The 13359-nt window shown below is 71.1% G+C and carries 14 protein-coding genes; 5 read left to right on the top strand and 9 right to left on the bottom strand.

Translation table 11 applies throughout. The features are described from left to right. Positions 1-42 precede the first annotated feature (42 nt). Both OHA61_RS27070 and OHA61_RS27065 read right to left on the bottom strand, forming a co-directional pair. Positions 43-465 carry an organic hydroperoxide resistance protein gene (locus OHA61_RS27070; protein WP_406305205.1) on the bottom strand — a complete coding sequence of 141 codons (423 nt, stop codon included), beginning with the start codon at positions 463-465 and terminating at the stop codon, positions 43-45. A gap of 65 nt (positions 466-530) precedes the next feature. Further along, complete coding sequence (locus OHA61_RS27065) at positions 531-1550, bottom strand: NADP-dependent oxidoreductase (RefSeq protein ID WP_406305204.1); 1020 nt, start codon at positions 1548-1550, stop codon at positions 531-533. Positions 1551-1642: 92 nt separating this feature from the next. Here OHA61_RS27065 and OHA61_RS27060 point away from each other — a divergent pair, with 92 nt between their 5' ends. Beyond that, complete coding sequence (locus tag OHA61_RS27060) at positions 1643-2086, top strand: MarR family winged helix-turn-helix transcriptional regulator (protein WP_406305203.1); 444 nt, start codon at positions 1643-1645, stop codon at positions 2084-2086. 28 nt (positions 2087-2114) lie between these two features. Here OHA61_RS27060 and OHA61_RS27055 read toward each other — a convergent pair whose 3' ends face one another. Then, positions 2115-2810 (bottom strand): hypothetical protein, encoded by a 696-nt coding sequence (locus tag OHA61_RS27055; RefSeq protein ID WP_406305202.1) that lies wholly within the window; start codon positions 2808-2810, stop codon positions 2115-2117. A gap of 134 nt (positions 2811-2944) precedes the next feature. On the opposite strand from OHA61_RS27055, the gene OHA61_RS27050 reads away from it, so the two are divergent. Beyond that, positions 2945-3511 carry a hypothetical protein gene (locus OHA61_RS27050; protein WP_406305201.1) on the top strand — a complete coding sequence of 189 codons (567 nt, stop codon included), beginning with the start codon at positions 2945-2947 and terminating at the stop codon, positions 3509-3511. Between the two features lie 143 nt (positions 3512-3654). Next, positions 3655-4698, top strand: a complete 1044-nt coding sequence (locus tag OHA61_RS27045) for a rod shape-determining protein (protein ID WP_324989751.1) — start codon at positions 3655-3657, stop codon at positions 4696-4698. Positions 4699-4722: 24 nt separating this feature from the next. Here the strand turns inward: OHA61_RS27045 and OHA61_RS27040 are convergent, their stop codons facing one another. Continuing rightward, a complete protein-coding gene (locus OHA61_RS27040) occupies positions 4723-5163 on the bottom strand; it encodes an Lrp/AsnC family transcriptional regulator (RefSeq protein ID WP_406305200.1) in 441 nt (146 codons plus the stop codon). Between the two features lie 70 nt (positions 5164-5233). Between OHA61_RS27040 and OHA61_RS27035 the strand changes: the two genes are divergently transcribed. Further along, positions 5234-5869, top strand: a complete 636-nt coding sequence (locus tag OHA61_RS27035) for a LysE family transporter (protein ID WP_406305199.1) — start codon at positions 5234-5236, stop codon at positions 5867-5869. Between the two features lie 124 nt (positions 5870-5993). Here the strand turns inward: OHA61_RS27035 and OHA61_RS27030 are convergent, their stop codons facing one another. Beyond that, positions 5994-6956: an NADP-dependent oxidoreductase gene (locus OHA61_RS27030; protein ID WP_361912865.1), complete on the bottom strand. Its 963-nt coding sequence runs from the start codon at positions 6954-6956 to the stop codon at positions 5994-5996. A gap of 142 nt (positions 6957-7098) precedes the next feature. Here OHA61_RS27030 and OHA61_RS27025 point away from each other — a divergent pair, with 142 nt between their 5' ends. Next, positions 7099-7497, top strand: coding sequence for a winged helix-turn-helix transcriptional regulator (locus OHA61_RS27025; protein WP_406305198.1), 399 nt, complete (start codon positions 7099-7101; stop codon positions 7495-7497). A gap of 64 nt (positions 7498-7561) precedes the next feature. Here OHA61_RS27025 and OHA61_RS27020 read toward each other — a convergent pair whose 3' ends face one another. The 4 genes from OHA61_RS27020 to OHA61_RS27005 form a co-directional block, all read right to left on the bottom strand. Next, on the bottom strand, positions 7562-9538 hold the full coding sequence (locus OHA61_RS27020) for a ricin-type beta-trefoil lectin domain protein (protein WP_406305197.1): 1977 nt from the start codon (positions 9536-9538) through the stop codon (positions 7562-7564). A 314-nt stretch (positions 9539-9852) separates the two neighbouring features. Continuing rightward, entirely contained in the window at positions 9853-11778 is a 1926-nt protein-coding gene (locus tag OHA61_RS27015; protein WP_406305196.1) for an ABC transporter permease, read from the bottom strand. 67 nt (positions 11779-11845) lie between these two features. Continuing rightward, positions 11846-12646 carry a molybdate ABC transporter substrate-binding protein gene (gene modA, locus OHA61_RS27010; RefSeq protein WP_361912877.1) on the bottom strand — a complete coding sequence of 267 codons (801 nt, stop codon included), beginning with the start codon at positions 12644-12646 and terminating at the stop codon, positions 11846-11848. Positions 12647-12741: 95 nt separating this feature from the next. After that, entirely contained in the window at positions 12742-13137 is a 396-nt protein-coding gene (locus OHA61_RS27005) for a helix-turn-helix transcriptional regulator (protein ID WP_324989765.1), read from the bottom strand. Positions 13138-13359 lie beyond the last annotated feature (222 nt).

Raw genomic sequence — 13359 nt, 5'->3', positions numbered from 1 at the left:
CACCCCCGCCGGGGTGCGGCCCTCTCGTATGCCGTGAGGCGATCAGACCGCGAGGTCGACCGTGATGTTGCCGCGGGTCGCCTTGGAGTACGGGCAGACCTGGTGGGCCTTCTCGATCAGGTCCTTGGCGGTGGCGGCGTCCACGTTCGGTATCGTCGCGGAGATCTTGACGATGATCCCGAAGCCCTCGTCGTTCTTGCCGATGCCGACCTCGGCGGTGACCGTCGAGCCGGAGATGTCGGCCTTCTCCTGGCGGGCGACGACACCCAGCGCACCCTGGAAGCAGGCGCTGAAACCGGCGGCGAAGAGCTGCTCCGGGTTGGTGCCCGAGCCCGAACCGCCCATCTCCTTCGGCGGGTTGACGACCACATCGAGCTGACCGTCATGCGTGGCGACGCGGCCGTCACGGCCGTTCTCCGCGGTGGCGACGGCGGTGTAGAGGACGTCGGAATGCTGGATCGACATGAAGAGATTTCCTCCTGCTGGTTCACCGCGGCTCGCGCCCACGACCGCGGTGGCTGACGTCGAGACTACTGGGTGAGCGAAACGATCATCTTGCCGGTGTTCTCACCGCGCAGCAGACCGAGGAACGCGTCGTAGCCGTTCTCGATGCCCTCGACGACCGTCTCGTTGTACTTGAGCTCGCCGGAGGCGATCCAGCCCGCGACCTCGCGGACGAACTCCGGCTGGAGGTCCTTGTGGTCGTTCACGAGCATGCCCTGCAGCCGCAGCCGCTTGCCGATGACCATGGCCAGATTGCGCGGGCCGGGCGTCGGCTCGGTGTTGTTGTACTGGGCGATCATGCCGCAGATGGTCGCGCGGCCCTGCACGTTGAGCGAGGAGATCGCGGCCTCTAGGTGGTCCCCGCCGACGTTGTCGAAGTAGACGTCGATGCCGTCCGGGGCGGCCTCCTTCAGCTGCTCGGCGACGGGGCCGTTCTTGTAGTTGAACGCCGCGTCGAAGCCGTACTCCTCGACGAGGAGCTTGACCTTCTCGTCGGATCCTGCCGAGCCGATGACCCGCGAGGCGCCCTTGAGCCTGGCCATCTGGCCGACCTGGCTGCCCACCGCACCGGCCGCGCCGGAGACGAAGACCGCGTCGCCCTCCTTGAAGGAGGCGACGTCGAAGAGACCGGCGTAGGCGGTGAGGCCGGTCATGCCCAGCACACCGAGGTACGTGGAGAGGGGGGCGAGGGAAGCGTCGACCTTGGTGGCGTACTGGGCGGGCACCTCGGCGTACTCACGCCAGCCGAGCCCGTGCAGTACGTGGTCGCCTACGGCGAAGCCCTCGGCGCCGGAGGCGATGACCTCGCCGACCGCGCCGCCCTCCATGGGGTGGTCGAGCTGGAAGGGCGGGGTGTACGACTTCACGTCGTTCATCCGGCCGCGCATGTACGGGTCGACCGAGAAGTAGTGGTTGCGCACGAGGATGCGGCCCTCGCCCGGCTCGGTCACCGGAGCCTCACGCAGAGCGAAGTCCTCAGCCTTGGGCCAGCCGTGCGGACGGGCGATCAGGTGCCATTCACGACTGGACGTGGGAAGTGCGGACATGCTGCGTTCCTCCTAGGAAAAAGCTTCACTAACTGAAACAACCATGCGCCTCGATATTTCATGTTGTCAAGTAACTGGGTATCCTGGTGCCCATGGCCACTGAACGCACAGACCCCCTGACCCGCGAAGTCGTCGAGCTCATCGGCACCGTCGTGGCCCGCTACTACACGGAGTACGAGCAGGCCGCGGCCAAACACTCGCTCACCGGGGCACAGGCCCGGGTCCTGGGACTGCTGGCCCTCGAGCCCCTGCCCATGCGGCAGGTCGCCCAGACGCTGAAATGCGAGCCGTCGAACATCACCGGCATCGTCGACCGGCTGGAGGCGCGCGGCCTGGTGGAGCGGCGGCCCGATCCGGGCGACCGCAGGGTCAAGCTCGCCGCACCGACGGAGGACGGTAAGGACACCGCGCGCCGGCTGCGGGAGTCGCTGGACTTCGCGCGCGAGCCGCTGGCCCAGCTCTCGGAGGAGGAGCGGACGGTGCTGCGGGACCTGCTCAAGCGGATGCTGGGAGACCAGGCTCCCGCGGTGCCGTAGAGCACTCCGCGCAAGAGCACTCCGCGGTCTAGATGCACCACCAGAGGAACTGGTCGCACGTCTCGCTGGGGCTGGGCGTCGGAACCGGGTTCGGTGGAGGAGGTTCGCCGGGGTTCGACCCGGTCGGCTGCGCGGAGCCCGACGGCTGCGCACTGCCCGAGGGATCTGCGGCGGAGGACGAGGCGGACGGCGTGCCGACCGGGCCGGACCCGGTCGCGGTCGGCTTTCCGGTGCCACTGCCGCCCGCGGCGGTACGGGTGGCCGTGCGCCTGGGGCGCGGGGATCCGGACGAGGTCACCGGCGCGTCCGTCACCTCGTCGGGGCCCTGCGGAGTCAAGGTGTCCGTCGGCTCCGGAGCGGGCTCCGTCTCGACGCTGTCCTCTTCCTTGACCGCGGTGGCCGCGCCGTCCTCGCCCCCGCTCTCGTAAGCGAGCTCGGCGAGGCTCAGCGCACCCACCGCGAGGACCAGGCCGACCGTGCCGAACAGCGCCTTGCGGCCACGCCTCTTGCGGGCCCGGCGCCCCGCAGGAGCTCTGCGGCGGGGAGGGGGCTGACGGCGCGAACGCCTGTGGCCCACGGGCTCGGACACCTCGTCCAGTTCGAAGACGGGGTCCGCCGCGGGCGCACTGGGGCTGAAATGCCGTAGCTCCTCGACGGGCGTGCCGCAGCCTGCGCAGGCCAGAGCGCCGTTGAGGTGCCGTTGACACTGGTGGCAGTAATCCATGGCGCCCGCAGATTATGCGGCCCGAGGGGGCCGGCGGTGAAGGACTCTGTGAGGGTTGTGTGTGGAATCTTCGACTCCGCGGCGGGTCTGCTTCGCCGGGTTGACGGCGCGTTCGAGCCGGTCAGCGGGGCAGGATGTCGGGCATGACCCCAGCCGCGCCTTTCGGGCCCCGCGACTTCCAACTGGTGCTGCTGCGCCGCATGGCCGACCACCAGCCGGGCCTCGTCGAGGACGCCCGCCACCAATTGGGAGCCTCGCTCGCCGAGATGCGCGAGGCCAACCGCCGCTGGCAGGCGATGGTCCGCGCGCCCAGAAGCCGGGGCGCGCTGGCCCGCTACCGCTCGGTGCTCGGCGAGCCGGAACAGGTCGTGCGCCGCACGATCGGCGATCTGGAGTGCGACGCGCTGCTGTGGCCCGTACCGCTCTGGCCCGATCTGCGCTTCGAGGTGCTGGCGGCGGGCGGCGGGGCGGTGTGGAACGAATGGCTGGTCCGCGCGCCCGGGGTGCCGGGTCCTTCGCTGCGTACGGCCCAGGACCTGAAGCCGTGGTCGTGCACGGTGGACGAGGCGGCGCGGGCGTTCCCGCCCGCACGGCCGATGGAGGGCTCGGCTCCGACGAGGTGGCAGCTGGAGCTGACGCTTCCGGGCGGGGAGCGGTGCGTGGCGGAGTTCACGTGGGGGCTGCTGCAGAGGCTGCGGTAGGGGTCCCAGGGCCCGGACCCCCCGAACGGCGGAGCTGATCTGGCGGGTCGTCAGGTTCGTACCCCCGACCGGCTCACCCAGCGCGCGTACCTCCCGTGGCGATCGCACGATGCGAACAGGTACCGCACTCGGGAGGATCCGCCGTGACCGTCAGCCTTGAGCAGTTGCGCCGTTGCCATGTCGCCGTCGACCTGGGAGCCGCGAGGACCAGGGTCTTCGTGAAGGGGGCCGGGCTCGTCGTCGACGAGCCCAGCGTCGCCGCCGTGAACACCCGCACCGGCGCGCTGATCGCCGTCGGTTCGTTCGCCGAGCAGATGACGGGCCGCACGCCCGACTACATCCGCGTCGCCCGCCCCGTCTCCGGCGGCACCGTCGTCGACATCGACATGGCCCAGCGGATGCTCCGTCACCTTCTCGGCGAGAAGCTCCGCCGCCAGCTGCGCCGCAAGCCCAGGCTGCGCGCCGCCGCCTGCACCCCGCACGACAGCGACCCGCTCGCCCAGCGGGCCGCCGTCGAGACCCTCGTCGGACTCGGCGCCCGCCGGGTCGAGCTCGTCGACACTCTGATCGCCGCGGCCGTCGGCTGCGGGCTGCCGGTGGAGCAGCCCGTCGCGACCATGATCCTGGTGTGCGGCGCGGCGACCACGCAGGTCGCCGTGCTCTCGCTCGGCGCGATCGTCACCGCCGAGCGGATCCCGGTGGGCGGCAACGCCATCGACCACGCGGTGATCCAGCACCTGCGCCACCAGCACGAGCTGATGCTGCCCAGCCAGTCCGTACGGCCCCTGCAACTCGCCCTGCACGGCAACGGCCTGACCCCTCACGGCCCGGCGTCGACCGAGATCCACGGCCGGGACGTGGCCACCGGCCTGGCCCGTTCGGTGCGCGTGGACACCGCTGCCGTACGCGACGCGATCCACACCCCGCTCACCTCCGTCCTCGACGGCATCGGCAAGGTGCTGCGGGACTGCCCGCCGGATCTGGTGGCCGATCTCGCCGACCGCGGGATCATGATGGTCGGCGGCAGCGCGCTGCTGCCGGGCCTGGACCAGATGCTGCGCGACGCGACCGGCATGCCGGTGCACATCGCCGAACGGCCCGACATCTGCGCCATCCTGGGCCTCGGTTCGATGCTGGAGGGCAAGATCCGGCCGCTGGTCCTCGACCCTCTCACCGGGGCCGAATGAAGGCCGGTCAGGGGCAGATGACGCTCACCTGGCAGGTCCCCCGGTAGCGGCCCGCAGCGCGATCCGGGTGCTGGACTGGGCGACGCCCGCCTCGCGTTTGAGGGTGCGCAACAGTGCGTCCAGTTCGGCGGGGTCGGCTGCTCTGGCCCGTACGAGATAGTCGTGCGCGCCCGTCACATGCACGACTTCGGTGATGCCGGGCAGCTTCAGCACGACCCGCTCGAACTCCTCGTTCGTCGTGTCGAGCCGGAGCGTGACGTCGATGAAGACGACGAGACCCCCGCGGGAGTCGGCGGTGGGGTCGACGATCGTGGTGAAGCCGCGGATCACGCCGTCGCGGAGCATCCGGCGCACGCGCTCGGCGGCTGCATTCGCGCTGAGGCCCACGCGTACGCCGAGATCGCGGTAGGAGATCCGCGCATCCTCCCGCAGCACACCGAGGATTTCGCTGTCGAGACGGTCCATACGGAGATTGTCGCAGCACGAGGCGTAATACGGCCGCGCCGATCACAGCCCGGGCCGGACAGTGTCCGCCATGAGTATGTGGACAACGGCGATGGCGGGCGCGGCGGCGGGCCTGGGAGTGGCGATGCCCCTGGGGGCGGTGGGCGTGCTGCTCATCCAGCAGGGCATGCGGGAGCGCCGAGGAGCCGTGGCCGCCGCGGCCGCGGTCGCCGTCGTCGACTGCGCCTATGCCGCCGTGGCGACGGCACTGGGCCCTCTCGTCGCCTCCGCGCTCTCCGGTGTGGAGGCCTGGGTCAGGCTGGTGTCGGCCGCCGTGCTGGCGGTGATCGCGGTACGCGGGCTGCTCGCCTCGCGGCGGCCCGGCCCCGCCGTGGCGAGCGAGGGCGAGGGCACGGGCACAGGGACGGGCACGGGCCCGGTGCAGACGTTCACCCGGTTCGCCGCGATCACACTGATCAACCCGACCACGGCGCTGTACTTCGCCGCCCTGACCACCGCTCAGGGGGCGACCCTGAGCACGGGCGCCGCGGGGGCGGTCTTCGTCGGCGCGGTGTTCCTCGCCTCGTTCGGCTGGCAGCAACTGCTGGTGGCGGCCAGCGGTTTCGCGGGCACCCGGATCTCGGACACCGCCCGGGCATGGACCTTCCGGATCGGGTACGGGCTGGTGGCCGTGTACGCGGTCAGGGTGGCGCTCCCGCTGCCTTGACGATCGTGCACGCACGGGGCGGCGCGCCGGGCGCTGCCCCGTACGGGCACGGTGGACCGTCTCAGTCCGGGATCTCGAAGCCGAGCGAGCCGAGAACGTGGCGTGGCCGGCGACTGAGCGGGGGTCAGGAGGTGACGCGCAGGACGAGCTTGCCCCGGGTGCGGTCGCTCTCGCCGCGGGTGTGGGCCTGGGCGGCCTGCTCCAGCGGGAAGACCTCCTCGACCTCCACGCTCACCTCGCCGGCCTCGATGAGTTCGGCGATGCGGGTCAGGGCCGGGCCGTCGGGCTCGACCAGAAAGGCGCTGGTGCGCAGCCCCCGGGACTCGGCCGCCTCGTGGAGTTCGGGCGAGACACCGGCGGGGATCGCGACGATCAGTCCGCCGGGGCGCAGCACGTCGAGCGAACGGGTGCTGGTGTTGTCGCGCACGTCGCCGACAAGGTCGATGACGACGTCGATGTCCTTGGCCGCCTCCTCGAAGCGGACCGTGGTGTAGTCGATGAGTTCGTCGGCGCCGAGTGCGGTGAGCCACTCGTGGCGGGCGCTGCTGGCGGTGCCGGTGACATGGGCGCCCAGGTGCTTGGCGAACTGGACGGCGAAGTGTCCGACGCCTCCGGCGGCGGCGTGGATCAGCACGCGCTGACCGGGGCGGATGCCGGCGGTGTCCACCAGGGCCTGCCAAGCGGTGAGGGCTGCCAGCGGTACGGCGGCGGCCTGCTCGTGGCTGATGCTCGCGGGCTTGCGGGCGAACTGGCGGGCGGGGGCGGTGACGTACTCGGCGTAGCCGCCGGCCGCGCGCGGGAACCACGGCATCCCGTAGACCTCGTCGCCGGCCTTGAGGGTGGTCACACCGAAGCCGGTCTCCTCCACGACGCCGGAGACGTCCCAGCCCAGGGTGAACGGCGGCTCGCCGAGCACACCGGCCATGCCGCCGCCGCCCCGCGTCTTCCAGTCGACCGGGTTGATCCCGGCGGCGTGCACCCGTACCAGGACCTCGGTCGGCAGCGGTACGGGCCGGGGCACCTCCTCCACCCGCAGGACGTCGGGGCCGCCGAAGGTGTGCTGCACCACCGCGCGCATCGAGGACATCAGTCATCTCCCTTGAAACAAAACCGCCGAAAGGCCACTTGTCGACCCCCGGTCCAGCGGGCTTGACCGTATCCCCAGGGAGGTAGTTACTATCAAGGGAACCTACTTCCCAATGGGAAGCATGCTGCTGAGGAGCGTTCCTGTGACCACCGACTGCCAGACCGGGCAGCACGCCCACCACGACGTCTACGCGGCACAGTGCCCCTGCCGCGCCATGCTGGACCTGCTCGCGAACAAGTGGTCGGCCCTGGCCATCGGAGCCCTGGAAGGCGGCCCACAGCGTTTCGGCGCCCTGCAGCGGCACCTGCAGGGCGTCAGCCCCAAGGTGCTCACCCAGACCCTGCGGCGCCTGGAGGACACAGGGCTCGTCGACCGCACCATCTACCCCGCGGTGCCCCTGCACGTGGAGTACGCCCTGACCGACCTCGGTCACGGCGCAGCCGTTCCGCTGCGTCTGCTCCGCACCTGGGTCGAAGAGAACCTCGACAATGCCACGAGCACGCCGATCCGCCCTTTGACCGGGCCGATCGCGGCGAATTAGCCGCCGGACAGCTCCGGGAGTCCGTACTCCCGAAGCTGCCGCGACGTGACAAGTAGCTCTCCCGTCAGAGTGACGCTCGGGCAGGGTGAGCGGAGGCTGCCTTGATACGAGCCCCGATGGGCTCAGTTCCCGCCGCCGGATCCTTGTCGGGGACCCGCGCATTCAGCGCTCCGGTCGCACCCCTCGACGTCGGCCTCAGCAGGTTCGTCGCAGCCGCCGGGCGCAGCCGGGGCGCGCGCTCCGGCTCCGGAACGGCCTCGGAACCCCAGCCGGTACCACCGTCGTTGACGCGGCGCACGCTCGAGCGGGTCTCGCCGTACCGCTGGCTCGGCGCAGGGTCCGGCGCCGCGCCCGTTCCGGCGGGCGCGCTGCCGGTACCCCCCGGCGGCGGCACGTTGACCTCCTTGGTCGAGGGATGCCCCGTGTCCGCGCTCGGCCGCGCCCTCGGCACCCGTGCGGCAACGTTGTCAGTGGCCCATCGCTGCCCCGGCGACCCGTCCCTCATCCTGACCACCACCGCCGACCCGGCCTCGGCCGAAGCGGGCACCAGAGCCAGTGCCTCGTTCCAGCGCGGGATCACATCGCCCTGGATCGTCAGGTCGTAGCGCACATCCCCCGCATCGGCCGCCAACGCCTGTGTACAGGCGCCGAGTTCGGCGACCCCGTCCAGCTCGTGGGAGTCGAGGCAGAGATCGACGGCCGCCGCGCTGCGCAGCAGCCCGTCCGTCTCGTACACCCACTGCTGGGTCACCGCCGACGAGCACGCCGCCATCGTCGCCTCCGTACCGGCCTGAACCCTCTGGTCCTTGATGTCGAGGCACAGGCCCGCGCCGACATTGCGCAGCCTGGTGTTCAGCGGGCCGGTCGGCATCGCGGCGGAGGTGGTGGACGGCTGGGGGCCGGGGCTGGAGGGGGTACGGGATCCGGGCGCGGGCATCGCCGTGACGGAGCCGCTCGGGACGGCGGGCCCCGCGTGGCTGTCGTCGTCCGGCCAGAGTTCGGTGACGGCGGTCGCGACGACGAGGAGGCCGGTCATGATCCCGAGCCCGGTGACGACCGCGCCACGCCCGCGCGGGCTCAGCGAGAGGCGGGGCAGTGCGCGCGGGCGTCCGCCCCGTGAGTGCCGTCCGGCGCCTCGTGCGGGCGGGCGCACTCCGGCGCCGCCGGACGCCCCCTCCGCCCCGGCGGCCTTCGCCTGGAAGCGGGCGCTGTTGCGGGCGGGCCGCGAGTCGAGATACGGCTGGGCGGCCCGGCCGAGCACGGCCTCGGCCAGCAGCAGGGCCAGCCGGCCACCGACCTGGTCGAGTTGTTCCGCGCCGAAGCGGCAGTGCTGACACTTCGCCAAGTGCGCCTTGATGTCGGGGATCAGTGTGCCGCCCCGCCGCAGGGACACGTCGAGCAGCCTGCTGAAGTGGCGGCATTCGCTGTCCGGGGCCAGCTCCACGTGCAACCGCAGGCAGGCCGCCCGGAAGATTTCCCGGGCCTGCTCCAGCTGGGCCGCCGCACCCCGCGGATCAATGGCCAGCAAACCAGCCGGTACGGATATGCCCTCGCCCTCGGCCTCGGCGTGCCACAGCAGGCATTGGGCGGGCCCGGGCAATGCCTGGAATGCCCGCGCGACGAGGGTCCGATTCTCCGGGATAGTGAACATGTCGACCGGAACGGAGCGGCCGGTGTCCGGATTCTGGAGTTCGGGCAGTGCGGTGATCCGCTCGTCGGCCGCCCACGCCTTGCCGACTTGACGGGCCGTCACCAGAAGAAGCGGACGAAGCGCGGCGGTCGTCCGCACCTGCCGGAGATTCTCCAGCACCTTGTTGGAGGCGGCAGTGGCGAGCATGGACGCCGCCGTGGCCGATGGAGTGCAGATCGACGTGTAGTCGAAGACGGGTTGCCAGTGCCTCGCCAGCAGCACTGCTACGGGACGTATCTCGTCCGTCCCCCCGCCGGTCCGCAGTGTCGCCGCGAGACCTTCGTCGGAGTCCCCGGAGCTGAGGCCGGTGCGAGAGGGAGGGACGGGACCCGGAGTACGGGGATTCTGCATAGACGTGTTTCCATCCAGGGCATTGCGGTGGGGGGTTGAACGGTTGCCGGTTCCCCGGTCCGAGTTGCCGGCCCGGAGAAATTTCTGTCGCTTGAAAGGATGCGCCCTACTTGGTCTATACCGCGGTTAATTCGAACGACTGAACAATAATCACCATGTTCAGACGCGAGGAAGCTCACCCTTACACAAACCCCAGGCGGGGAACAAGAGTTCCGGGAACCGGCGACCATTCCGGCCGCTGCCGGGAAAGGAAAAAGAGTGCTCGACTTTTGTTCAGAGTTGGCCGGTTTCCCGCCCAGTTCGGCGATCAATACTCACAGAGTGACAACAACGGCTTCTGTCGCCTTGACACTTGTCCATACAGAAGTCCCGTCGGCGAGGCCGAGTTCGGCCGCCGCCTGAGGGGTGATCTCGGCGACGAGGTCCGGCGCCTGCGGCGAGGCGATCAGGATCCGCAGCCGGCTGCCACTGGCGGTGATCTCCCTGACGGTGCCCGGCCAGACGTTGCGCGGGCTGCCGCCGGGCTTGTCGCGGTGCACGGCGACCGCTTCCGGCGCGATGATCGCCAGCGCCTCGGTTCCGACCGGCAGCGGCTCGGCGACGACCAGAAGCCCGCCGCCGGGCAGGGCAAGGCCGTCCGAAGTCGCCGTGCCCGGCCAGGCGTTGCGGCCGAGCATCCGGGCGACCCACGGTGAGCGGGGGTGGCGGGTGACCTCGGAGGGCGGCGCGTCCTGGATCGTGCGGCCCTCGTCCAGTACGAGAACGCGGTCGGCCAGTGAGACTGCCTCCACCGGGTCGTGGGTGACGATCAGGCAGACGCCGCCGAAGCCGTCGAGGTGGGTGCGCAGGGTGTGGCGCACCTGGGCACGGGTGGTCTGGTCGAGTGCGGCGAGCGGCTCGTCGAGCAGCAGCAGCCGGGGCCGGGTGGCCAGCGCCCGGGCCAGGGCGACACGCTGGGCCTGACCGCCGGAGAGCTGGGCGGGCCTGCGGTGGGCGAGGTGGCCGACGCCGAGCCGGTCCAGCCAGTCCTGGGCGCTGCGGCGGGCCTGGGCGCGCGGGACGCCATGGGCCCGCAGCCCGTAGGCCGTATTGCTCAGGGCACTCAAGTGCGGGAAGAGGGCGCCGTCCTGGGGCACCCAGGCCACGCCGCGGCGGTGCGGGGGCAGATCGGTGACATCGGCGTCGCCGAGACGCAGTACGGCGTGGGCGCGCGGGGTCAGGCCGAGCAGGGCGCGCAACAGGGTGGTCTTGCCCGCGCCGTTGGGGCCGACGACGGCGATGGTGGTGCCGGGCCCGGCGTCCAGGGTGAGCTCGTTGAAGCCGGTGACGCGGGCGTGCAGCGGCCAGTGCTCGTCCAGTACGGGAAAGTCCGCCTGCGGGCCGGCCGGAGCCGGTTCGGGGCCGTCCTTAGGACGCTGTCCGCCCGCTGCCCGGACCGGGGGTCCGCCGTTCCAGCGCCCGCGCAGGGCGACGAGCACCGTCATGGCGATGGCGAGCAGCAGCAGGGACAGCGAGGTTGCTGCTTCCGGCTGGGACTGAAGCAGCAGATAGACCTGGAGGGGCAGGGTCTGTGTGGTGCCGGGCAGATTGCCGGCGAAGGTGATGGTCGCGCCGAACTCGCCCAGTGCACGCGCCCAGGTGAGCGCCGCCCCGGCGACGAGCCCGGGAGCCGCCATGGGCAGCGTGACGGTGAGGAACACCCGCAGCGGCGAGGCTCCGAGCGAGGCCGCGGTCTCCTCGTAGCTCGGACGCAGTCCCCCGATGGCGCCTTCGAGGCTGATGACGAGGAACGGCATCGCGACGAACGTCGCCGCGACGACCGCGCCCGAGGTGTGGAAGGGCAGCGTGATGCCGAACGTGCCCTCCAGCCAGGGGCCGAGCAGTCCCCGGCGCCCGAAGCCGAGGAGCAGCGCCACGCCCCCGACGGTCGGCGGCAGCACCATCGGCAGCAGGACGAGGGAGCGTACGAGCGCCTTGCCCGGGAAGTCGACGCGGGCCAGCAGCCAGGCCAGCGGCACCCCGAGGAGCAGGGAGAGACCGAGCGCCCAGAAGGAGACGAGCAGCGACAGCCGCAGCGCCTCGGTGACGCCCGGGCTGGTCAGATGCGTACCGAGATCGCCCCAGGCGGTCCGGGCGAGGATGCCGATCAGCGGCATCAGCAGGAACGCGATCGCGAGGAGCGCGGGCACGGCGAGCGCGACCGGGGTGGTGCGGATGCCACGCGTGCGCGGACGTCTCATCGGATGTTCCCGGGGGTCTGGTGGCGGGCTGCCCGGCCCCCCGTACCGGGCAGCCCGCGTATGGCGGTTACGGCTGCTGGAAGCCCGCGTCCTTCAGGATCTTCTGCGCCTCGGGCGTGGACAGCCACTGCACGAACGCGGCGGCGGCCTCGCTGTTCTTGGACGTCTTCAGGGTCGCGGCCGGGTACTGGGCGATGGCGTTCTGCGCGTCGGGGATCTCGACGGCGTCGACCTTGCCGGTGGCCGTGGCGGCATCCGTCTTGTAGACGAGACCCGCGTCGGCCTCACCGAGCTCGACCTTGCTGAGGACGGCCCGGACGTTGGGCTCCTCCGAGACCGGCTTCACCACGATCTTCTGAGCGTCCAGGATCTTCTTGCTGTAGCGGCCGACGGGGACCTCGGGCGCGGCGAGGACGACCTTCAGCGTGCTGTCGGCGAGGTCCCCCAGTTCGTCGACCTTCTTCGGGTTGCCCTCGACGGTGGCGATGACCAGACGGTTCTTGGCGATCACCGTCGGGGTGCCGGTGTCGGACTTCAGACCGTCCATGGTCTTGGTGTCGGCGGTGACCAGCGCGTCGGCGGGGGCGCCCTGCTTGACCTGGGCGGCGAGTTCCTGCGACCCGGCGAAGGAGAAGGTGATCTTCGTGCCGGGGTGGGACTTCTCGTACGCGGCACCGGCGGTCTTGAAGACATCGGTCAGCGAGGAGGCGGCCAGCACGATCAGAGCGGCCTTCGGCGTGCCGGACGCGCCGGTCTTCGCGCCGCTGTCCTTTTCGGCGTCGTCGCTGCCGCAGCCGGCCAGCGGCACGAGCAGGGCGGCGGTCAGGACGACGGCAGCGGTACGGCGCCGGGTGAAGGCGTACGACATGACGGGACTCCTTGGCAAAAGCGGTAGGGAAAGGCCGCGTCGGGGACGGACGACGCCACTGCGGAAGAAGCGGAAGAAGGTGTGCTGTCAGCTGCTCAGGTGCGGTCGATGTGCACGCTGGTCGACTTCACGCGGGCGGTGGCCTGCATGCCGACTTCCAGTCCCAGCTCTTCGACGGCCTCCCGGGTCAGCAGGGAGACCAGCCGGTGCGGACCGGCCTGAATCTCGACCTGCGCGGCGATATCTCCGAGCTTCACGGCGGTGACGATGCCGGGAAAGGCATTGCGGGCCGAGGTGTACGAGACCTCCTCGTCGCCGGTGCCGCTCTGGGCGACCTCGACCGAGAAGGCGGCCAGATCGCGGCCGTCGACAAGCCGACGGCCGCTCTCGTCGCGATGGGTCACGACCCGGCCGGCGTCGGCCCACCGGCGCGCGGTGTCGGCGCTGACGCCCAGCAGGCGCGCCGCCTGGCCGATTGTGTAGGACTGCATATGCGACACGGTAGGCAGCATGGAGCAGCATTTACAAGCCATGGAGCGCTGCTTCATAGCAAATGCCAGATCGCTTGGACGAAGGCCCAAAGCGCAGCCCGGCGAGCGGGCGCCGCCGCTCGTACGGCGGATTCATGAGTCCGAGCATCCGCGGCCGGTCCCCGCAACGGACCCGCAGGACCCGGGCTTCGAACCGGCCCCGACAGCGGGGCGAGGGAGCGA

Origin of the sequence: Streptomyces sp. NBC_00885 (genome assembly GCF_045207475.1) — a bacterium.
In the GTDB taxonomy this organism is placed as follows: Bacteria; Actinomycetota; Actinomycetes; order Streptomycetales; family Streptomycetaceae; genus Streptomyces.
The sequence above is the reverse complement of the archived record's forward strand: the minus strand, read 5'-3'. Positions and strand labels throughout refer to the sequence as shown.

What these genes read in the sequence shown, in the direction of transcription:
- OHA61_RS27070 (WP_406305205.1), bottom strand. Translation starts at nt 465, where the DNA reads ATGTCGATCCAGCATTCCGACGTCCTCTACACCGCCGTCGCCACCGCG.
- OHA61_RS27065 (WP_406305204.1), bottom strand. Translation starts at nt 1,550, where the DNA reads ATGTCCGCACTTCCCACGTCCAGTCGTGAATGGCACCTGATCGCCCGT.
- OHA61_RS27060 (WP_406305203.1), top strand. Translation starts at nt 1,643, where the DNA reads ATGGCCACTGAACGCACAGACCCCCTGACCCGCGAAGTCGTCGAGCTC.
- OHA61_RS27055 (WP_406305202.1), bottom strand. Translation starts at nt 2,810, where the DNA reads ATGGATTACTGCCACCAGTGTCAACGGCACCTCAACGGCGCTCTGGCC.
- OHA61_RS27050 (WP_406305201.1), top strand. Translation starts at nt 2,945, where the DNA reads ATGTCGGGCATGACCCCAGCCGCGCCTTTCGGGCCCCGCGACTTCCAA.
- OHA61_RS27040 (WP_406305200.1), bottom strand. Translation starts at nt 5,163, where the DNA reads ATGGACCGTCTCGACAGCGAAATCCTCGGTGTGCTGCGGGAGGATGCG.
- OHA61_RS27035 (WP_406305199.1), top strand. Translation starts at nt 5,234, where the DNA reads ATGAGTATGTGGACAACGGCGATGGCGGGCGCGGCGGCGGGCCTGGGA.
- OHA61_RS27030 (WP_361912865.1), bottom strand. Translation starts at nt 6,956, where the DNA reads ATGTCCTCGATGCGCGCGGTGGTGCAGCACACCTTCGGCGGCCCCGAC.
- OHA61_RS27020 (WP_406305197.1), bottom strand. Translation starts at nt 9,538, where the DNA reads ATGCAGAATCCCCGTACTCCGGGTCCCGTCCCTCCCTCTCGCACCGGC.
- OHA61_RS27015 (WP_406305196.1), bottom strand. Translation starts at nt 11,778, where the DNA reads ATGAGACGTCCGCGCACGCGTGGCATCCGCACCACCCCGGTCGCGCTC.
- modA (WP_361912877.1), bottom strand. Translation starts at nt 12,646, where the DNA reads ATGTCGTACGCCTTCACCCGGCGCCGTACCGCTGCCGTCGTCCTGACC.
- OHA61_RS27005 (WP_324989765.1), bottom strand. Translation starts at nt 13,137, where the DNA reads ATGCAGTCCTACACAATCGGCCAGGCGGCGCGCCTGCTGGGCGTCAGC.